The following is a 19,967-nucleotide window of genomic DNA, read 5'->3' as shown; positions in this document are numbered from 1 at the left end:
GTACGCCGTGGCGGCTGAGGCGCGGCTGGTCGAGCGCTTCGGCACGCCGGCGGCGCTGGCCGCGATCGTGCTCGGCTTCGCTCTGGCGCGGCCGGACGCCTTCGCCACCGCCGCCAACCTGCTCAACGTCACCCAGCAGATGGCGATCCTGGCGATCGCCGCCGCCGCCGCGACCTTCGTCATGGTGATCGGCGAATTCGATCTGTCGGTCGGCTTCGTCGCCTCGCTGGCTGGCGTGCTCGTGGTCAAGCTGCTGGCCGCCGGTATCGGGCCGGGCGCGGCGATCCTGCTGACGCTCCTGGCCTGCGGCCTGGTCGGCGCGCTCAACGGGCTGGTGGTGTACGGCCTCCGGGCGCCGTCCTTCATCGCCACGCTGGCGCTCGGCACCATCGCCTCGGGCGCCGCCTACTGGCTGTCCGGCGGCGCCAGCCTGTTCCAGGGCATCCCGCCGGGCTTCACTGCGCTGGCCCGGGCCGCGACCGGCCCGGTGCCGGTGCTGACGCTGTGGATGCTGGCGGTGCTGCTCGCGGCCGGCGGCACCCTGGCCCTGACCGTGTTCGGCCGGCGGCTGATCGCGATCGGCAGCAACCGCGAGGCGGCGCGCCTGTCCGGGGTGCCGATCGGCCGGTCGGTGGTCGCCGTCTTCGCGATTTCTGCCGCCCTGTCCGGCATGGCCGGGGTGCTGCTGGCGGCGCGGCTGGGCAGCGTCCAGCACACCATGGGCGAAAGCCTGCTGCTGCCCGCCTATGCCGCCGTTTTCCTCGGCATGACCGCGTTCCGCGGGGGCCGGCCGAACGTGACCGGCACCGCGGTCGGCGTCGCCATCATTGCGGTGCTGGCGAACGGGCTGACCATCCTCAATGTCGATCCGTTCTTCCAGAAGATGGTGACCGGCGCGATCATCATCGCCGCGGTGATGTTGCGCCGCTTCGGCATGGCGGCAGCGCGATGAGCATCCTCCTGGTCTTCGACCTCGGCAGCACGGCGCTGAAGCTGGTGGCCTTCGGTGAGGATGGGCGCCCGGCCCGGCAGGTCGAGGCGCGCCATCCGACAAGGTCGATCCCCGGGGGCGGGCAGGAGCAGGACCCGGAGGATTGGTGGGCCGCCGCCGTCACCGCCTGCGCCGCGTTGCCGGCGGCGATGCGCGACTCGGTGCGGGCGATCGCGCTGGTCGGCACCATGGAGAATCTGGTGCCGCTCGACGCCGACGGGTGCCCGGTGCGGCCAGCCCTGCTGTACAGCGACGGCCGCAGCGGCGCGACGTTTCCGGCGATCCGCGACCGGCTGCTGGCGGCGGGCGCCCCGGCGGTGCTGGGCAACGCCCCCGGGCCGCTGAACACGATCGCCAAGTTCCGCTGGCTGCAGCAGGCCGAGCCCGGGGCGGCGCGGCGGGTCGCGACCATCCTGCCGGGGGCCAAGGATTACCTGGCGCTGCGGCTGACCGGCCGGATCGCCACCGACCCGGCGGCCGGCACAACCGTCGGGTTGATGGACATCGCCCGGCGCGTCTGGTCGGCGCCGCTGGTCGAGGCGGTCGGCCTCGACCCCGCTTTGCTGCCGCCGATCCTGCCGGCCGACGCGGTGATCGGGACGCTGCGGCCGACGGCGGCGCTGGCGCTTGGATTGCCGATGGATTGTCCGGTGGTGAATGGCTGCGGCGACGCCGCAGCCTCGACCTTCGGCGCGGCGGCCGACGGCCAGCTCCATGTCTATCTCGGCACCAGCGGCTGGGTGGCGCGCAGCCGGCCGCTCGACCCCGCGGCGCTGCCGCGGCCCTTCACCACCATGGCGCATCCACGCGCCGGTTGGGCGATCGAGATCGCGCCGCTGCTGACCGCCGGCGATGCCGCCGGCTGGTTCGGCCGGATCGCCGGCGCCGAGCTCACGGTGCTCGATGCCGAGGCGGAAGCGGCCGATGCGGCGCCGCCGGAGACGCTGTTCCTGCCCTATCTGAAGGGCGAGCGGTCGCCCTTCGTCGACCTGGCGCTGCGCGGTGCCCTGCTCGACCTCGACATCGCCCAGGGCCGCGGCGCCCTGCACTATGCGGTGCTGGAGGGGGTGGCGCTGGCGCTGCGCAACAATCTTGATGCCATGGCGGCGCTGCCGGGGCCGATCCGGCTGACCGGCGGCGGCGGCGCCAGCCGAATCTGGCCGCAGCTGATCGCCGACGCGACCGGGCGGGTGGTGGAATGCGCCGACCTGCCGACCGCGACCACGGCGATGGGCGGCTACCGCATCGCCGCGGCGGCGCTGGGCTGGCCGACGCCGCCAGACACCGTCGGTGCGATCCACCAGCCGCGGCCGGAGCGGATGGTGCGGGCCGAGCGGCGCCTGGCCCGCTTCCGCCGCGCCACCGAGGAGGCGCGATGCCGGGCAGCCGAGGCGACGGCATAAAAAAGGGCCGCCCCGAAGGGCGGCCCCTAGCTCGAAATGCGTTCGCTTACAGCACGAAGTCGCTGGCCGTCACGCTGGAGCCGTAGAGATTGATGTGGAAGTCGGAGGTGCCGTCGCCGTTCACGTCGCCGGCGATGGTGACGACACCGGGCGCGGTGTTGGCGAAGCGGAGCTCACCCGCGGTGCCGCTGTACAGGCTGTTGCCGATGAAGCTGAAGGCTTGGTCGCCGGCGGCGCCGGTGTTGGCGTCGATCCCCGACAGGTCGATGAGATCGCCCTGAGCATGGCTGAAATCACGGATCAGGTCACCAGCCTGGAACGGGCTGTCGGAGGTCGCGGTAAAGACGAACTTGTCCGCCCCCGCGCCGCCGATCAGCTCGTCGGCACCGCCGCCGCCACGGAGGGTGTCGTTCCCCAACTCGCCGGACAGGACGTTCTTCACGGAAGAGCCGATCAGCGTATCGTTGAACTCCGAGCCGCCGGCGCTCTCGATGTCGATCAGCAGGTCGCCCTGGGCATGGCCGCCGGCGGCAAAGCCGGTCCCCAGGTTCACGTTCACCGCGGCATTGCTCCTGGTGTAGTAGGCGCTGTCCATCCCGGCACCGCCATTGATCGTGTCGGCACCAGCACCGCCGGTGATGGTGTCGTCGCCGGCGAGGCCGCTGAGCACGTCGTTGCCGTCGCCGCCACGCAGATCATTGGTGAGGGCATTGCCGGTCAGGGTATCGGCGAAGCGCGAGCCGATCAGGCCCTCGATGCTGGTGAACGTGTCGCCCGTGGCGTCGCCGCCGGTGGCCGTCGCGGTGGTCAGGTCGACGGTCACCGCGGCCGCCGAGAACTCGTAGCTGGACGCGTCGAGGCCGGTGCCGCCGTTCAGCACGTCCGCCCCGGCACCGCCGTAGAGGGTGTCGTCGCCGCTGGCGCCGCTGAGGACATCGTTGCCGGCCACGCCGGAGAGGTTGTTGCCGCGGGCATCGCCGGTGAGGTTGTCGGCGAAGGCCGAGCCGACCACGTTCTCGATATTGGACAACGCGTCACCCGCGGCCTCGCCGCCGGTGTTGACGTTGGTGGTCAGATTGACCGTCACCGCCGCCAAGGAGCTCACATAGTGGATGGTGTCGATGCCGTTGCCGCCGTCGACCAGGTCGGCCCCGGTGCCGCCATAGAGATAGTCGTCGCCGGCGCCGGCAAAGATGGTGTCGCTGCCCGCGCCGCCGCTCAGGACGTTGGTGCCGTCGTTGCCGCTCAGCTTGTCGTCGAAGGCGCTGCCGGTCAGGCTCTCGATATGGGTCAGGACATCGCCCTGGGCATGGCCGCCGCTGGCGATGCCGGTGGTCAGGCTGATGGTCACGGCCGCGTTGGAAGCCGCGTAGCTGGCACGGTCGAGGCCGGTGCTGCCGTCGATCGCGTCCTTCCCGGCGCCGCCGGTGATGATGTCGTCGCCTGCGCCGCCGATGAGCGCGTTGTCGCCGGCGTCACCGGTCAGGATGTCGGCGAAGCGCGAACCGGTGAGGTTCTCGATGCCGATCAGGGTGTCGTGTTCCGTGCCGGCCGGGTTGGTGCCCGTGCCCGCGGTCAGGTCGGCGATGATTGCCGTGCTCGCATCGACATAGTTCGCGGTGTCGACGCCGGTGCCGCCGTCCATCCGGTCGTTTCCGGAGCCGCCGACGAGCACGTCGTTCCCGGCGCCGCCGTTGAGGGTGTCATCGCCCGCCAGGCCGACCAGGGTGTTCGAGGTGTTGTCGCCGGTGAGGGTGTCGGCGAAGGCCGAGCCGACGACGTTCTCGAAGCCGAGGCTGACCAGGTCGCCGGTGGCGTCGCCGCCGCTGTTCAGGCTGATCAGCCCGAGCAGGCCGGGGACGAGGCTCACATTCACCGCAGCGGGCGAGGTCTCGTAGCTCAGGGTGTCGATGCCGTCGCCGCCGCTGATGACGTCGGCGCCACCCTTGCCTTCGATGACGTCGTCGCCGTCGCCGCCGCTAAGGACGTCGATAATGTTGCCGCCGACGAGGACGTCGTCGTTGCTGTCTTCGAGGTTGACGCCCAACAGCCCCAGGAGTTCCAGTGACAAAGCCATATTCATTCTCCGCTATCGCGTTTCAGTATCGGTCCCAGCGCTGCCTGCACATGGCGCCGCTCTCGACCTAAGATCACAAAATCAACGTCTACAAACAACTTAAAGGATCATGACAACGTTGAGGACTTCCCTTGTTGTAGAAAATATCGATAAAATTTTCCATTACGAAATTTCTGAGGTGCGGCATAATATTCCTTGAGTTAGAAATTTTATTAGCGATCATGTCGGAGATGGTTTCCAGGACATCCAAAGTTGGATAAAAATTTCCGGATCTTGAGTTGTTTCGCTATCGGCCGCGAATGCCAAGCCCATCGCAGCTCTAAAGTGGTCGATATATTAAAATAAAATTTCGTCTTCAGGGTTGGGTGATTTCCTTTGTCGGCCTAACTTGCATAGATGCCATGCGTTGTCCGCATGAGGGCGTGAGGCCTTTGCGGGACCTCCGCGCCCGGGCTCCGGCATCTCCTGCCGGAGCGGAGCGGTCCGGAGGCGTCAGTCCAACCGAATCTCGATCTCGGTTTTGACTGAATTGGCCAGGAAACATTGCTCATGGGCGGCGTGATGCATCGCCTCCTCGGTGGCCCGGTCCGGCGCCGGTCCGGCATAGGTCACGCGCGGGTTCAGCACCGCCCGGGTGACCGCGATCCGGCCATCGGCGTTCTTCTCCATCATCCCCTCCACCGCGTCGCTGTAGCCGTCGACGGCGAAGCGGCGCTTGGCCGCGATCGAAAGGAAGGTCAGCATGTGGCAGCTCGACAGGGCCGCGATGTAGGCCTCCTCCGGATCGACCCCCTCGGGGGCCGAGAAGGGCGGCGGCACGACATGCGGCGAGGCCGAGGCCGGCACCTCGACGCCGCCGTCGAAGCGCCAGAGATGCGCCCGGCTGTAGCGGCCGTCGGTGAAGGCGACGTCCGGCGGGCGCTGCCACAGCACCGTGGCCTGATACTGGCTCATGAGGTCTCTCCTGGTTGCGGATCGGCCGCTGACCGCAGATGGGTGGCGAGGGCGCTGACGGCGGCGGCGGCGTCACCGGCCTTGCAGGCGGCGAGAATCGCTTCGTGCTGCTGCGCCATCGCGGCCCGGAAGGCGGAGCCCGGGGGCTGCAATGTGTAGGAGCGTCGTCCTTCCCGCCGAAGCGAATCGATCAGGCGCAGCATCCGGGCATTGCCGCAGGCGCCGTACAGGGCAGCGTGGAAGGCGACATCCAGCTCCTCGATCGTCGCCGGATCCTCCTCCTCGGCCAGGTCCTCGGCCAGCCGCACGGCCCGGCGCAGGTCGCGCGGCTCCAGCCGGGGCAGCGACAGGCGCAGAGCCCCGCCCTCGATCATGATGCGCAGTGCGGCCAACTCCCGGCTCTCCCCGGCCGACAGGCCGGCGACGGCCAGGCTGCGGTCGGACCGGCGGACCACCAGCCCTTCCGCCAGCAGCCGGTCCAGTGCCTGCCGCACCGGCTGGCGGCTGACCCCGAAGCGCTGCGCCAGGTTTTCCTGCCGCAGCGCCGTGTCCGGCGGCAGCAGGCGCGCTTCGATGTCGTGCCGCAGCGCATCGGCGATCGAGTTTGGATCCATGGATCCAAACTAAGGGCGGCGCCGGCCGGCGTCAAGGCGCCCTCTTTCCCCTGTAGCGTCGCTGAGCCTTGCCGGCCGCCGGTGTTGCTGGCAGGGGATGGAACGGCGGAACATCGACCCATGGACGGCATGAACGGATTCTGGACGACGTACTGGTCCGACATCGTGCTGGCGGCCAGCCTCGTGCTCGGCATCGCCGGCGCCATCCATGCGATCATGACCAAGGACGATGTGCGCGCCGCCACCGGCTGGGTCGGCGTGATCGTGCTGAACCCGATCCTCGGCGCCCTGATCTATCTGGTGCTGGGCATCAACCGGGTGCGCCGCGCCGCGATCGCGCGCCGGCGGCGCCGGTCCGGGGCCGGCATGGACGACCATGAGACGAGCCCGGCGATCGATGTGGTGGCGGCCTCGGCGCCGCAATTCGCCTCGCTGCAGCGGCTCGGCGACAAGGTCTCGCCCTTCGCGGTGACGCCGGGCAATGCACTGCGGCTGCTGCAGGGCGGCGACGAGGCCTATCCGGCGATGCTGGAGGCGATCCGCGGCGCCCGGTCATCGATCGCGCTGCAGAGCTACATCTTCGACAATGATGCGATCGGCCAGGAGATCGCCGGGGCGTTGATCGAGGCTGGGCGGCGCGGGGTGGCGGTGCGGGTGCTGATCGATGCCATCGGCGCGCGCTATTCACGGCCCCAGATCGTCGGCCTGCTGCGCGAGGGCGGCGTCAGGACGGCGCGCTTCAACGGCAAGCTGATCGGCCTGCGGCTGCCCTATGCCAATCTGCGCTGCCACCGCAAGCTGCTGGTGATCGACGGCGAGACCGCCTTCACCGGCGGCATGAACATCCGGGCCCAGTTCTCCAGCGCCTACGCCGACGGGCCGCCGGGCCGCGACAGTCATGCCCGGATCCACGGGCCGATGGTGCAGAGCCTGCTGGCCGCCTTTGCCCAGGACTGGCGCTTCACCACGGGCGAGCGGCTGCATGGCAAGGCCTGGCAGTCGCTGCCGCAGCCGCAGCCGGCGCCGTCGGTGCTGGCCCGCGCCGTCCTGTCCGGACCGGACGTGACTCTCGGCTCGAATCACAGCCTGGTGATGGGAGCGATCGCCGTGGCGCAGCGCTCGATCCGCATCTGCTCGCCCTATTTCCTCCCCGACCTGCCGCTGACCAGCGCACTGGCGATCGCTGCGCAGCGCGGGATCGAGGTCGACATCGTCATCCCCAGCGTGAACAACCTGGCGCTGGTCGACGCCGCCATGACGGCGCAGCTCGACCAGGTGTTGCGGCCCGGCTGCCGGGTGTGGCGGACGCCCGGCCCGTTCGACCATTCCAAGCTGATGGCGGTGGACGGTGCCTGGGCGCTGATCGGCTCCTCCAACCTCGATTCGCGCAGCCTTCGGCTGAATTTCGAGCTGGATGTCGAGATCTATGACCGCGGCGTGGCCGGCGAGGTCGATGCCGCCATCCGTCAGCGCATCGCCTCGGCCCGGCCGGAAACGTTGGCGACATTGCGGGCCCGGCCGTTCCTGACCCGGCTGCGCAACCGAACGGTGTGGCTGGCCTCGCCGTATCTCTGACGGGAGTCCGCGGTTATTCGTAGATCCTGGCCGCCAGCAGGACGCCGGCGAAGAAGCTCCAATTGATGCCCTCCGGATAGGGTTCGCCGATGTTGCGGAAATACCCGTGGCTGGCGGCGACCCAACTCGCCATGGCATCCAGGAAGCGGTCGAGGGTCGGATTCTCCCAGTCCCCGGGCCTGTTCAGCAGATCTTCCCGAAGCCGATCGACGAAGGCGGCAAACTCCTCCCTGGTGCGGAGGGTCAGCTGCTGTTCGAGCAAATCCACAATTGTCCTCCTCGATGGAAAGCCGCATCTCACCACAGACGGTCGGCCGAGGTTGCTTTTCCGCCATGCCGAAAGCGTTGCGTCGTCCCGACGTCTGCGAATGCTCCGCAGCCCTCCAGCCGTGCTAGGACTGCGCCCATGGTGAACAGATCTTTCAGGACGGCACGGCCGGGCCGGCTGTCGCCGGGTGTCTTTGTCCTGCTCGGCCTCGGCCTGATTGCAGCGACGGCGGCCATCCTGCTGGCCATGGGCCGTGTGCCGATCTGCACCTGCGGCACGGTCAAGCTGTGGACCTCCGACGTGCTCAGCTCGGACAACTCGCAGCACATCGCCGACTGGTACACGCCGTCGCACATCATCCACGGCTTCCTGTTCTTCGGGCTGACCTGGCTCGTCGCGCGGCGGCTGCCGCTGGGCGCCCGGGCGCTGATCGCCATCGCCATCGAGGCCGCCTGGGAGATCGCCGAGAACAGCCCGATGATCATCGACCGCTACCGCGAGGCGACGATCGCGCTCGGCTACACCGGCGACAGCGTCATCAACTCGGTCTCCGACATCGCCTTCATGACGCTGGGCTTCTTCTTCGCGGCGCGGGCGCCGGTGTGGCTGACCGTAATCCTGGCCATCTTCTTCGAACTGTTCACCGGCTGGCTGATCCGCGACAACCTGACCCTGAACGTGCTGATGCTGCTGCACCCGCTGGACTCGGTGCGGGTGTGGCAGTCCGGCGGCTGACCTCGAGACCACCGATGCTGAGACGCTTCTTCGCCTATTACCGGCCGCATCGCGGGCTGTTCCTGCTCGATTTCTGCTGCGCCATCGTCTCCGGCCTGCTCGAGCTCGGCTTCCCGATCGCGGTCAAGGTCTTCATCGACAGCCTGATGCCGAGCGGCGACTGGGCGCTGATCCTGCTCGCCGCGGCCGGCCTGCTGGTCATCTACGTGTCCAACACCGGCCTGATGGCGGTGGTCACCTATTGGGGCCACATGCTCGGCATCAACATCGAGACCGAGATGCGGCGGAAGGCCTTCGACCATCTGCAGAAGCTGTCCTTCAGCTACTTCGACAACCAGAAGACCGGCCACCTGGTCGGCCGGCTGACCAAGGATCTGGAGGAGATCGGCGAGGTCGCGCATCACGGGCCGGAAGACCTGTTCATCGCGGTGATGACCTTCATCGGCGCCTTCGCGCTGATGCTGACGGTCAATGTGGAGCTGGCGTTGATCACCGCGGCGATCGTGCCGCTGACCGCTTGGCTGACCAGCCGCTACGGCGGCCGCATGACCCGCAACTGGCAGGCGCTGTACGGCCGGGTCGGCAACTTCAACGTGCGGATCGAGGAGAATGTCGGCGGCATCCGCGTGGTGCAGGCCTTCGCCAATGAGGAGCATGAGCGCCGGCTGTTCGCCGACGACAACCAGAACTACCGCCGCACCAAGCTCGACGCCTACCGGATCATGGCGGCCAGCACCTCGCTCAGCTATCTCAGCATGCGGCTGATCCAGATGGTGGTGATGATCGCCGGCGCCTATTTCGTGCTGACCGGCCGGCTCAGCGAGGGCGGCTTCGTCGGCTTCCTGCTGCTGGTCAACGTGTTCTTCCGGCCGATCGACAAGATCAACTCGGTGATCGAGACCTATCCTAAGGGCATCGCCGGCTTCCGCCGCTACACCGAGCTGCTGGACACCGAGCCGGACATCGTCGACCGGCCGGGCGCGATCGAGGTGCCGGCTCTCAAGGGCGACATCCGTTACGAGGGCGTCAGCTTCGGCTACAGCGACGGCACGCCGGTGCTGCGCGGCATCGACTTGGCCATCCAGGCCGGCGAGACCATCGCCTTCGTCGGCCCGTCGGGCGCCGGCAAGACCACGATCTGCTCGCTGCTGCCGCGGTTCTACGAGGTCCAGGGCGGCCGCATCACGGTCGACGGCCTCGACATCCGCGACATGACCATGACCTCGCTGCGCCGGCAGATCGGCGTGGTGCAGCAGGATGTGTTCCTGTTCGCCGGCAGCATCCGCGAGAACATCGCCTATGGCCGGCTGGGCGCGACCGAGGCCGAGATCATGGAGGCGGCGCGCCGGGCCCGGCTCGAGGGCGTCGTCGCCGGCCTGCCGGACGGGCTGGACACGGTGATCGGCGAGCGCGGCGTCAAGCTGTCGGGCGGGCAGAAGCAGCGCCTGGCGATCGCCCGGATGTTCCTGAAGAACCCGCCGATCCTGATTCTGGACGAAGCGACCTCGGCCCTGGACACGGAGACGGAGCGGGCGATCCAGCAGTCACTGGCGGAGCTGTCGCAGGGCCGCACCACCCTGGTGATCGCCCATCGCCTGGCCACCATCCAGGACGCCGATCGGATCGTCGTGGTCGATGCCAACGGCATCGCCGAGCAGGGCCGCCACCGCGACCTGGTCGCCGCCGGCGGCCTCTACCGCCGGCTGCACGACGCGCAGTACGGGATACGCTGACCGATCGTCCGGTCAATCACTTAGCCGCCGGCCCAGCCCTTTACGGTGAGCACCGCTTCGGCGAAGGCTTCGGGCGCCTCCTGCGGCAGGTTGTGGCCGATGCCGGGCGTCACCAGCCGGTGCTCGTGCCGGCCGGTGAAGCGGCTGGCGTGATGGGCGGTGCCGCCGGGCGCCATCACCCCGTCGGCGTCGCCGTCCAGCGTGATCGCCGGCACCGTGATCGGCGGCTGCGCCGCCAGCCGGCGCTCGACCTCCGCCACCGCCGGATCGCCGTCAACCAGGGCGTAGCGGTGGCGGTAGGAGTGGATCACGACCTCGACGAAATCGGGATTGTCGAAGGAATCGGCGCTGCGCTCATAGGTGGCGTCGTCGAAGTGCCATTCCGGCGACCACAGCCGCCACAGCAGGCGGCACAGCTCGCGCCGGTTGCGCTCCAGCCCCCGCCGGCCGCGCTCGCCATGGAAATAGTACTGGTACCAGTAACGGAACTCGGCCTCGGGCGAGGCTGGTTCGCCCGACTTGGCGATGTCCTGGATGTTGTAGCCGTTGACCGAGACCAGGCCGCGCGCCCGCTCCGGCCACAGCGCCGCGACGATGCAGGCGGCCCGGCCGCCCCAGTCATAGCCGCCCAGCACCGCCGATTCGATCTGCAGCGCGTCCAGCAGCGCCAGCAGGTCGTGGCCCAGCGCGGCCTGCTCGCCCGACCGCGGCGTCGCCGCCGACAGGAACCGGGTCGGGCCGTAGCCGCGCAACCAGGGCACGATCACCCGGGCCCCCTGCGCGGCCAGGTGCTGTGCCACCTCGTCATAGCTGTGGATGTCGTAGGGGAAGCCGTGCAGCAGCACCGCCGGCCAGCCCGACGGGTCGCCGGTCTCCTGATAGGCGACGTCCAGCACCCCGGCCTCGATCCGCTTCAGCATGGCCGCGACTCCTGCATCGGGATCCGGTGATTGGAGCACATCCGGCGGCGGGACTCATGCGGATCGATCGTCGGGTGACCCCGGTAACACATGGCCCCCCGATCATCCGGCATCTTGGCCGGGTGAAACACAACCAAGCGGCGGCCGCCGGCCGCCTTGTGGAGAAGGGGAACGATCCATGGCCATCATCAACGGTAACGACCTGAGCGAAACACTGTTCGGCACGGACGATGCCGACACCATCAACGCCAAGGGCGGCCACGACATCGTGATCGGTAAGAAGGGCGACGACATCGCCCTCCTGGGCACCGGCAACGACGTGTTCCGCTGGTTTCCGGGCGACGGCAGCGACACGGTCGACGGCGAGGTGGGCACCGACACTCTCGACTTCGTCGGCGCGAATGTCGACGAGAACATCCAGATCTTCGCCAATGCCGGGAAGGCGATCTTCTTCCGCGACATCGCCGCGGTCACCATGACCCTGGACAATGTCGAGCGCATCGACTTCGACGCGCTCGGCGGGTCGGACCTGATCACCCTCAACAACCTGGCCGGCACCGAGGTCAAGCACGTGGCGATCGACCTGGCCGGCGTGCTGAACGGCACCACGGGCGACGGCGTGCAGGACAACGTGATCGTCAACGGCGCCGCCGCCGGGGCCGCCGACGTGATCACGCTGTCGCAGACCGGCACCGGGACGGCGGCGACCGTGGTGGTGAACGGCCTGGCGGCGCAGACCACGATCGCGCATTTCGATGCCGGCGACCATCTGGTCGTCAACGGGCTCGGCGGCAACGACCGGCTCGATGCGCGGGCGCTGCCGCAGTCGATGGTCCTGGTGCTCGACGGCGGCGCCGGCGACGATACGCTGATCGGCAGCGCCGGTGCGGACCTGCTGCTCGGCGGCGCCGGCAACGATGTCGTGATCGGCGCTAGGGGCGACGACACCGCCTTCCTGGGCGCCGGCAACGACACCTTCTTCTGGGCGCCGGGCGAAGGCAGCGACACGGTCGAGGGCGGGCCCGGCATCGACACTCTGGCCTTCCTGGGCGCCGGCGCCGCCGAGACGGTCGACATCCTGGCCAATTTCGGGCGCACGACCTTCTTCCGCGACATCGCCTCGATCAACATGGACCTGAACGATGTCGATCGCATCCAGTTCGACGCGCTCGGCGGCGCCGACAAGGTCAGGGTCCACGACCTGACCGGGACCGAAATCACCCATGTCGACATCGACCTGGCCGCGACGGTGGGCGGAACGGCCGGCGACGGCGCCGTCGACTCGGTGTCGGTGGAAGGCACCGCCGGCGCCGACGGCGTCGTGCTCTGGAATTCCGGGACCACGGTCGGCGTCGACGGGCTGCAGCAGAGGGTCTTGATCCAGCACCTGGAGGGGACCGACCTGCTGACGGTCGACGGCGGCGGCGGCAACGACGTGATCAACGCCTTCGCGGTCGGGGCCGGCCGGGTCAGCCTGACGCTGTCCGGAGGGGCGGGCGACGACAAGCTGGTCGGCAGCGCCGGCGCGGACGTCTTGATCGGCGGCGCCGGGGCCGATCGCTTCGTCATCGCCGCCCCGTCGTACAGCCCGGTCGGGCCCAAGGCCGATAAGATCGTCGATTTCAGCCACGCCCAGGGCGACAAGATCGACCTGTCGTCGATCGACGCCAATATGTGGGTGGCCGGCAACCAGGCGTTCCACTTCATCGGCACGGGGCTGTTCACCCACGCCGCGGGTGAGCTGCGCTATGCCTACACCTCGCCCACGACCACCACGGTCGCCGGCGACATCAACGGCGACGGCGCCTCCGACTTCCACATCGTGCTGGCCGGCAACGTCGCGCTGACCGCGACGGATTTCGTGCTGTAGCCGGGAAGCCGGGTGTCCGGGCTGCGAGCCCGGGCGCCCGGCCGTTCCGCCGAATTCGCATCGATTTCGTGCTATGTTCGATGATCGGCGGTGCCCTGGCATCCGCCGGCGAAGCGACCGGATTGCGATCGACCCTGTGCGGCATCGTCCCGCCGCCGGGATCTCTTTCAGATGAGGGATTTCAGCATGTCCGTGTTCACCGGCACCGAGGCCGCAGAAATCATTACCCCCAGCTTCGTGTCGCCCACCGTGTCGGCCACCGGCGGGCAGCCGCGGCCCTCGGACGAGGCCGACGTGATCTCCGCCGAGGGCGGCAACGACGTGGTCGCCGGCGGCCGCGGCAACGACGTGGCCTTCCTGGGGACCGGAGATGACACCTTCCTCTGGGTGCCCGGCGACGGCAACGATACGGTCGAGGGCCAGGCCGGCACCGACACGCTCGATTTCGCCGGCGCGAACATCGCCGAGAACATCGACATCTCGGCCAATGGCGGGCGCGTCCGCTTCTTCCGCGACGTCGCCAGCGTCACCCAGGACCTGAACGGCATCGAACGCATCGAGTTCCACGCGCTGGGCGGGGCTGACCGGATCATCGTCAACGACCAGACCGGCACCGGCCTGACCCGGGTGACGGTGGATCTGGAAGGCGTGCTGAACGGCGGGGCCGGCGATGCCCAGGCCGATGTCGTGACCGCCAACGGCTCCGCGGCCGCCGAAACCGTGACCCTGACCCTGTCCGGCTCGGCGGTGGTGGCGACCGGCCTCGCGGCCCAGCTGGTGGCCGATCACGCCGAGACCTTCGACCAACTGGTCGTCAACGGGCTGGGCGGCAACGACCGGATCGACGCCCGGCCGCTGGCGACGGCGGCTATGGCCCTGACCTTCGACGGCGGCGCGGGCAACGACACGCTCATCGGCGGTGTCGGGGCCGATGTACTGCTCGGCGGCGACGGCGATGATATCGTGGTCGGAGGCCGCGGCAACGACGTCGCCCTCCTGGGCGCCGGCAACGACACCTTCGCCTGGGTGCCGGGCGACGGCAGCGACACGGTCGAGGGCCAGGACGGTACCGATGACCTCAGCTTCGTGGGATCCAGCGCCAGCGAAGTCTTCGATATCTCCGCCAATGGCGGGCGGGTGCTGTTCTTCCGCGACGTCGCCGCCGTCACCCTGGACCTGAACGACGTCGAGCGCATCCAGCTCAAGGCCCTCGGCGGCGCCGACAAATTCGCGGTGCACGACCTGACCGGCACCGACATCACCCGGGTCGGGATCGATCTCGCCGGGACCACACCCACGGCCGGCGACGGCGCCGCCGACACGGTGACCGCGGACGGTACCATCGGCGACGATGTAATCACCCTGGTCGCAACGGTCGATGTCGTCGGCATCAAGGGGTTGCCGGCGACGATCTCGGTGCAGCATGCCGAGGCGGCGCTGGACCGGCTGACGATCGCGGCCCTCGCGGGTAACGATGTGATCGATGCTTCGGCCGTGTCGGCCGGTCGGATCGGCCTGACCCTGCTCGGCGGCCTCGGCGCGGATATCTTCCTCGGCAGCGCCGGCGCCGACACCGTTCAGGGCGGGGATGGCGACGACACGGCCCTGCTGGGCGCGGGGGACGACGTGTTCGTGTGGTCGCCGGGCGACGACAACGACGTGATCGAAGGCCAGGCCGGCACCGACACGCTCGATTTTCGCGGCTCGAATGTGGCCGAAAACATCAGCATCTCGGCCAATGGCGGGCGGGTGCTGTTCTTCCGCGATATCGCCAATGTCGTCATGGACATGAACGATGGCGAGCGCATCGACTTCCACGCGCTGGGCGGGGCCGACCGGGTCACCGTCAACGACATGACCGGCACCGATGTGACCCGGGTGAAGGTCGATCTCGAGGGTATTTTGGGCGGTGGGACTGGAGACGGCCAGGCGGATGTCGTGACCGTCAACGGGTCCGCGGCCGTCGAGACCGTGACCCTCAGCCAGTCCGGCACTGCGGTGGTGACGACCGGGCTGGCGGCCCAGATCGTGGTCGACCATGCCGAGAGCGCCGACCGGCTCGTGATCAACGGCCTGGCCGGCAACGACCGGATCGATGCGCGGCCGCTGGCGGCGCCGCCGCTGGCCTTGACCATCGACGGCGGCGCCGGCAACGACACGCTTTTCGGCGGCGCCGGGGCCGACCTGCTGCTGGGCGGCGACGGCGACGATATCGTGTTTGGTGGCCTCGGCAACGACGTCGCCCTCCTCGGCGCCGGCAACGACACCTTCGCCTGGGTCCCGGGCTGCGGCAGCGACACGATCGAAGGCCAGGACGGCACCGACGACCTCAGCTTTGTGGGATCCGTCGCCAACGAGGCCTTCGACATCGCGGCCAATGGCGGACGGGTCCGGTTCTTCCGCGACGTCTCTGCCATCACCCAGGACCTGAACGATGTCGAGCGCATCCAGCTCAAGGCGCTCGGCGGCGCCGACACGGTCGCGGTGCACGACCTGACCGGGACCGACATCACACGGGTCGGCATCGATCTTGCCGGGACCGACCCGGCAACCGGCGACGGCGCGGCCGATGCGGTGACCGTCAACGGCACCCTCGGGGCCGACACGATCACGCTCTCCTCCTCGGCCACCGATATCGGCATCGGCGGCCTGACGGCGACGGTCTCGATGCAACACGCCGAGGCCATCGATCGCCTGACAGTCGGCACCGGCGACGGCAACGACCTTATCAACGCCGCGGCGATGGCGGCCGGCCGGATCGGCCTCACCCTCTCCGGCGGGGCGGGCGATGACAGGCTGATCGGCAGCGCCGGCACCGACATCTTCATCGGCGGCGCCGGGGCCGACCGGTTCGTGCTCGCGGCTGCCGCGCACAGCGTGGTCGGGGCCAATGCCGACCGGATCGGCGATTTCAGCCGCGCCGAAGGCGACCGGATCGACCTGTCGGCGATCGACGCCAGCACCGCGCTGGCCGGCAACCAGGCCTTCAGCTTCATCGGCTCGGGCCTCTACACCGGCGTCGCCGGCCAGCTGCGCTTTGCCGTCACCAGCCCGACCACAACGACCATCGCCGGCGATCTCAACGGCGACGGCGCCTCCGACTTCCACATCGTGCTGGCCGGCAGCATCGCCCTGGTGGCGGCGGATTTCATCCTGTGACGGTGCCGCTCAATGCGGCGGGTGGATCGACAGGATGTAGAGCGCGTGGAGGATGCCGGGGATCCAGCCCAGGATCGTCAGGATGATGTTGAGCCGCAGCTCGTCCCCGGCGCCGATGTCGAGATAGACGGCCAGCGGCGGGCACAGGAAGGCGAGGATGTACAGCAGCGTGGGCAATGACCGGTCCTGATGGTGGATCCTGCCCATCCCTAACGCCCCCGGCCGGCCTGGACAATCTCGGCGGCGTAACGATTTGTTGCCGCCTGTTGCGCCGAGCGAGGATCGCACGACCATCGTGGCACGCCGCTTGCTGACCCCCAGGACCGGACGGCGCGGCGGGCGTGCCGGTTTGAATGGGGCGCAGGGATGTCGTTGCGGAATTGGGGGAAGGGGCTGCTCTGCGGCCTTGTGGTCGCCGCCGGGCTGGCCGGGGCGGTGCAGCCGGTCGCGGCCGAGGCGCTGGACGACGTGCTGGCGGCCAAGGTGATCCGCATCGCCGTGCCGCAGGACTTCCCGCCCTTCGGCTCGGCCGGGCCCGACCTGCAGCCGCAGGGCTACGACATCGACATGGCGAATCTGATTGCCCAGGATTTGGGCGTGACCGTCGAGCTGGTGCCCGTCACCAGTGCAAACCGGCTGCCCTATCTGCAGACCCACAAGGTCGATCTGATCATCTCCAGCCTCGGCCGCAACGCCGAGCGCGAGAAGGTGATCGACTTCACCAGCGCCTATGCGCCGTTCTTCTCCGGCGTGTTCGGTCCGGCGGAGTCGCCCGTGGCGAAGGTCGAGGATCTGGCGGGCAAGACCGTCGGCGTCACCCGCGGCGCGTTGGAGGATCTGGCGATCTCCAAGATCGCGCCGGCCGATGCCGACATCGAGCGCTTCGAGGACAACAACACGACGATCGCCGCCTTCCTGTCGGGCCAGACCGAGCTGATCGCCACCGGCAACGTCGTCGCCGCCGCGATCCTGGCGCGCGACCCGGCGGTGCGGCCGGAGCCGAAATTCATCCTCAGCCAGTCGCCTTGCTTCATCGGCCTGAACAAGGGCGAGCAGAAGCTGCTGGCCAAGGTCAACGCCATCATCGCCGCGGCCCGGCAGGACGGGCGGCTGGACGCGATCAGCCAGAAGTGGCTCGGCGCCGGCCTGCCGGGCGACCTGCCGGTCTGAGCCCCCATTGACCTTCCATTTTGCCGACCTGTCCGGCTATGGCGGCCTGGTCCTGCAGGGGATCGGGCTGACCATCCTCCTGACCCTCGCCGCCATCGCCGGCGGGCTGACGCTGGGCGTGCTCGGCGCGCTCGGCCGCCGCTCGCGCCGAGCTCCGGTGCGCATCATCGTCGGCGCCTATGTCGAGGTGATCCGTAACACGCCCTTCATCGTCCAGCTGTTCTTCGTCTTCTTCGGCCTGCCGCGGCTGGGGCTGCGGCTCGGCAGCGTCGAGGCGGCGCTGCTGGCGATGATCGTCAACCTCGGCGGCTATTCGACCGAGATCGTCCGCGCCGGCCTGGACGGGGTCGGCCGCGGGCTGTGGGAGGCCGGGGCCAGCCTCGGCCTGTCGCGCTGGCGCACCTTCCGGCTGGTGATCCTGATCCCGGCACTGGAGAAGGTGTACCCCTCTCTCACCGGCCAGTTCGTCATCATCATGCTCGGCTCCTCGGTGGTGTCGCAGATCGCGGTGCGCGAGCTGACCTTCGCCGGCAGCTTCATCCAGTCCCGCACCTTCCTCAGCTTCGAGACCTATCTCCTGGTCGGCGCGATCTACCTCGTGCTCGCCATCGCCCTGCGCCGGCTGTCGGACCAGGTCGGGCGGCGGCTGTTCCGCCATCGGCAGGCGGCGGCATGACCGGCTTCACCACCTGGGACATCCTGCGCAACCTGCTGCTGGCGGCGCGCTGGACCGTGGCCCTGAGCCTGATCGCCTTCCTCGGCGGCTTCCTGCTCGGCGGTGGCCTCTTGCTGCTGCGCCTGTCGGGGCGGCGCTGGGCCCGGCGCGCGACCGGGTTCTACGTCCAGCTGTTCCAGGGCACGCCGCTCTTGATCCAGCTGTTCCTGTGCTTCTTCGGCCTGGCGCTGGTCGGGCTCGACCTGCCGCCGCTGGCCGCCGCGGCGGTGGCGCTGACCCTCTATGCCGCCGCTTTCCTGTCCGAGATCTGGCGCGGCGCGGTCGACAGCGTGCCGCGCGGCCAGTGGGAGGCGGCGCGGTCCCTGGCCTTGTCCTGGCCGCAGCAGCTGCGCCTGGTGATCCTGCCGCAGGCGCTGCGTGTCGCCATCGCACCCACCGTCGGCTTCCTGGTGCAGGTGGTGAAGGGCACGGCGCTGGCCTCGGTGATCGGCTTCGTCGAGCTGACCAAGGCCGGCAGCATCATCGTCAACGCCACCTTCGATTCCGCCCGCACCTACGGCTTCGTCGCGTTGTTCTACTTCGCCCTGTGCTATCCGATCGCCCTGGCGGCAACGGCGCTGGAGCGGCGGCTGGCGCGCGGGACGCGGTAATATAGGCTCGAGATCCACTCCCCCGACGCGATGGAGCGACCCTTGCCCCTTCCCGCCCTGAAGCGCGCGGCCGCCGCGGCAGCCCTGGCCGTGCTTGCCGCTGCCCCCGCGATGGCCCAGACCCCGCTGCGGCCGGTCAAGGTGCTGGTCATCTCGATGTTCGGGCCGGAGGCGAAGCCATGGATCGAGCAGCTGCATCTCGACCAGGAGATCGCGGTGCCCGGCCTTTCGCCCGACTATCCCGCCGTGCACTGTAATGCCGACGGCGTGTGCCAGATGACCACCGGCATGGGCCACACCAATGCCGCCGCCTCGACCATGGCGCTGCTGTGGAGCCGGCAGTTCGACCTGACCAAGGCCTATGTGCTGATCGCCGGCATCGCCGGGATCGATCCGGCGAAGGGCACGCTGGGCACTGCCGCCTGGGCCCGCTATCTGGTGGATTTCGGCATCCAGCATGAGATCGATGCCCGCGAGGCGCCGCAGGGCTGGACCAGCGGCTATCTCGGCATCGGGGCGAAGGACCCTGCCGGGAAGCCGCCGCTCAACTACCGGACCGAGGTGTTCCAGCTGAACGAGGATCTGCTGCAGGCGGCGCTGGCCCTGAGCCAGGATGCGAAGCTGGTCGACGGCGACGCCGCAGCCGCCTATCGCGCCCGGTATCCGGACGCCCCGGCCAACCAGCCGCCGAAGGTCGTGCAGTGCGACACGCTGGCCGGCGACACCTATTGGCACGGTGCCTTGATCGGCCAGCGCGCCGAGGCGTGGGTGGATCTCCTGACCGACGGCAAGGGCAGCTACTGCACGACGCAGCAGGAGGACAACGCCACCTTCGAGGCGCTGCGGCGCGGCGAGGAGGCCGGGCTGGTCGACACCAGGCGGGTCGCGGTGCTGCGCACCGCCTCCAATTTCGATCGGCCTCATCCCGGCCAGACCGTGGCGGAGTCGCTGCAGGCCAAGTCCGGCGGCTTCCCGATCGCGATCGCCAATCTCACCGCCGCCGGCGCTCCCTTCGTCGAGGCCGTGGTCCGCAACTGGGAGGTGTGGCAGGCCGGGGTTCCCGCCGCCGTTCACTGATCCTTCGCCCCCTTTTGCGACGACCGTTGCCACCGGCCGTGCGGCAGGACAGCATGCGCAAGGGACGGGGAGGGGCGGATGCGTTGGTTTCGGGG

17 protein-coding genes are annotated in these 19,967 nt (G+C 69.2%); 11 read left to right on the top strand and 6 right to left on the bottom strand.

Annotation, left to right across the window (positions count from 1 at the left end; genetic code table 11):
- The first annotated feature begins 7 nt into the window (after positions 1 to 7).
- Both QFZ27_RS03265 and QFZ27_RS03260 read left to right on the top strand, forming a co-directional pair.
- A complete protein-coding gene (locus tag QFZ27_RS03265) occupies positions 8 to 952 on the top strand; it encodes an ABC transporter permease (RefSeq protein WP_429224650.1) in 945 nt (314 codons plus the stop codon).
- Positions 949 to 2,394, top strand: a complete 1,446-nt coding sequence (locus QFZ27_RS03260; protein WP_429224649.1) for a xylulokinase — start codon at positions 949 to 951, stop codon at positions 2,392 to 2,394. The genes QFZ27_RS03265 and QFZ27_RS03260 overlap by 4 nt, the downstream gene beginning before the upstream one ends.
- A gap of 46 nt (positions 2,395 to 2,440) precedes the next feature.
- Here the strand turns inward: QFZ27_RS03260 and QFZ27_RS03255 are convergent, their stop codons facing one another.
- The 3 genes from QFZ27_RS03255 to QFZ27_RS03245 all read right to left on the bottom strand — a co-directional run bounded on the left by QFZ27_RS03255 (position 2,441) and on the right by QFZ27_RS03245 (position 6,039).
- Complete coding sequence (locus tag QFZ27_RS03255) at positions 2,441 to 4,471, bottom strand: M10 family metallopeptidase C-terminal domain-containing protein (protein WP_429224648.1); 2,031 nt, start codon at positions 4,469 to 4,471, stop codon at positions 2,441 to 2,443.
- A gap of 492 nt (positions 4,472 to 4,963) precedes the next feature.
- Positions 4,964 to 5,425, bottom strand: coding sequence for an OsmC family protein (locus QFZ27_RS03250; protein ID WP_429224647.1), 462 nt, complete (start codon positions 5,423 to 5,425; stop codon positions 4,964 to 4,966).
- A complete protein-coding gene (locus QFZ27_RS03245; RefSeq protein WP_429224646.1) occupies positions 5,422 to 6,039 on the bottom strand; it encodes a GntR family transcriptional regulator in 618 nt (205 codons plus the stop codon). The genes QFZ27_RS03250 and QFZ27_RS03245 overlap by 4 nt, the downstream gene beginning before the upstream one ends.
- Positions 6,040 to 6,159: 120 nt before the next feature.
- Between QFZ27_RS03245 and QFZ27_RS03240 the strand changes: the two genes are divergently transcribed.
- The gene (locus QFZ27_RS03240) at positions 6,160 to 7,614 is read left to right on the top strand and encodes a phospholipase D-like domain-containing protein (protein ID WP_429224645.1); all 1,455 of its coding nucleotides are present in this window, start codon (positions 6,160 to 6,162) and stop codon (positions 7,612 to 7,614) included.
- 13 nt (positions 7,615 to 7,627) lie between these two features.
- On the opposite strand, the gene QFZ27_RS03235 is transcribed toward QFZ27_RS03240, so the two are convergent.
- Positions 7,628 to 7,882, bottom strand: a complete 255-nt coding sequence (locus QFZ27_RS03235) for a DUF7660 family protein (RefSeq protein ID WP_429224644.1) — start codon at positions 7,880 to 7,882, stop codon at positions 7,628 to 7,630.
- A gap of 138 nt (positions 7,883 to 8,020) precedes the next feature.
- Here QFZ27_RS03235 and QFZ27_RS03230 point away from each other — a divergent pair, with 138 nt between their 5' ends.
- Positions 8,021 to 8,617 (top strand): DUF2585 domain-containing protein, encoded by a 597-nt coding sequence (locus QFZ27_RS03230; RefSeq protein ID WP_429224643.1) that lies wholly within the window; start codon positions 8,021 to 8,023, stop codon positions 8,615 to 8,617.
- A 14-nt stretch (positions 8,618 to 8,631) separates the two neighbouring features.
- Positions 8,632 to 10,350, top strand: a complete 1,719-nt coding sequence (locus tag QFZ27_RS03225) for an ABC transporter ATP-binding protein (RefSeq protein ID WP_429224642.1) — start codon at positions 8,632 to 8,634, stop codon at positions 10,348 to 10,350.
- Between the two features lie 20 nt (positions 10,351 to 10,370).
- Here the strand turns inward: QFZ27_RS03225 and QFZ27_RS03220 are convergent, their stop codons facing one another.
- Positions 10,371 to 11,270, bottom strand: a complete 900-nt coding sequence (locus QFZ27_RS03220; RefSeq protein WP_429224641.1) for an alpha/beta fold hydrolase — start codon at positions 11,268 to 11,270, stop codon at positions 10,371 to 10,373.
- A gap of 178 nt (positions 11,271 to 11,448) precedes the next feature.
- Here QFZ27_RS03220 and QFZ27_RS03215 point away from each other — a divergent pair, with 178 nt between their 5' ends.
- Positions 11,449 to 13,140 (top strand): calcium-binding protein, encoded by a 1,692-nt coding sequence (locus tag QFZ27_RS03215; RefSeq protein WP_429224640.1) that lies wholly within the window; start codon positions 11,449 to 11,451, stop codon positions 13,138 to 13,140.
- 186 nt (positions 13,141 to 13,326) lie between these two features.
- The gene (locus QFZ27_RS03210) at positions 13,327 to 16,299 is read left to right on the top strand and encodes a hypothetical protein (RefSeq protein ID WP_429224639.1); all 2,973 of its coding nucleotides are present in this window, start codon (positions 13,327 to 13,329) and stop codon (positions 16,297 to 16,299) included.
- Positions 16,300 to 16,308: 9 nt separating this feature from the next.
- Here QFZ27_RS03210 and QFZ27_RS03205 read toward each other — a convergent pair whose 3' ends face one another.
- On the bottom strand, positions 16,309 to 16,476 hold the full coding sequence (locus QFZ27_RS03205; RefSeq protein WP_342240227.1) for a YqaE/Pmp3 family membrane protein: 168 nt from the start codon (positions 16,474 to 16,476) through the stop codon (positions 16,309 to 16,311).
- 189 nt (positions 16,477 to 16,665) lie between these two features.
- Here QFZ27_RS03205 and QFZ27_RS03200 point away from each other — a divergent pair, with 189 nt between their 5' ends.
- Genes QFZ27_RS03200 through QFZ27_RS03185 form a run of 4 tightly spaced genes read left to right on the top strand, consistent with a single transcriptional unit; the run spans position 16,666 to position 19,872 of the window.
- A complete protein-coding gene (locus QFZ27_RS03200) occupies positions 16,666 to 17,469 on the top strand; it encodes a transporter substrate-binding domain-containing protein (protein WP_429224638.1) in 804 nt (267 codons plus the stop codon).
- Positions 17,470 to 17,476: 7 nt separating this feature from the next.
- A complete protein-coding gene (locus QFZ27_RS03195; RefSeq protein ID WP_429224637.1) occupies positions 17,477 to 18,145 on the top strand; it encodes an amino acid ABC transporter permease in 669 nt (222 codons plus the stop codon).
- Complete coding sequence (locus QFZ27_RS03190; RefSeq protein WP_429224636.1) at positions 18,142 to 18,795, top strand: amino acid ABC transporter permease; 654 nt, start codon at positions 18,142 to 18,144, stop codon at positions 18,793 to 18,795. The genes QFZ27_RS03195 and QFZ27_RS03190 overlap by 4 nt, the downstream gene beginning before the upstream one ends.
- A 42-nt stretch (positions 18,796 to 18,837) precedes the next feature.
- On the top strand, positions 18,838 to 19,872 hold the full coding sequence (locus tag QFZ27_RS03185; protein WP_429224635.1) for a purine-nucleoside phosphorylase: 1,035 nt from the start codon (positions 18,838 to 18,840) through the stop codon (positions 19,870 to 19,872).
- Positions 19,873 to 19,967 lie beyond the last annotated feature (95 nt).

Origin of the sequence: Inquilinus ginsengisoli (assembly GCF_050434925.1) — a bacterium.
GTDB classification, from domain to species: Bacteria; Pseudomonadota; Alphaproteobacteria; order DSM-16000; family Inquilinaceae; genus Inquilinus; species Inquilinus ginsengisoli_B.
This window is presented reverse-complemented; position numbering and strand designations above follow the sequence as displayed.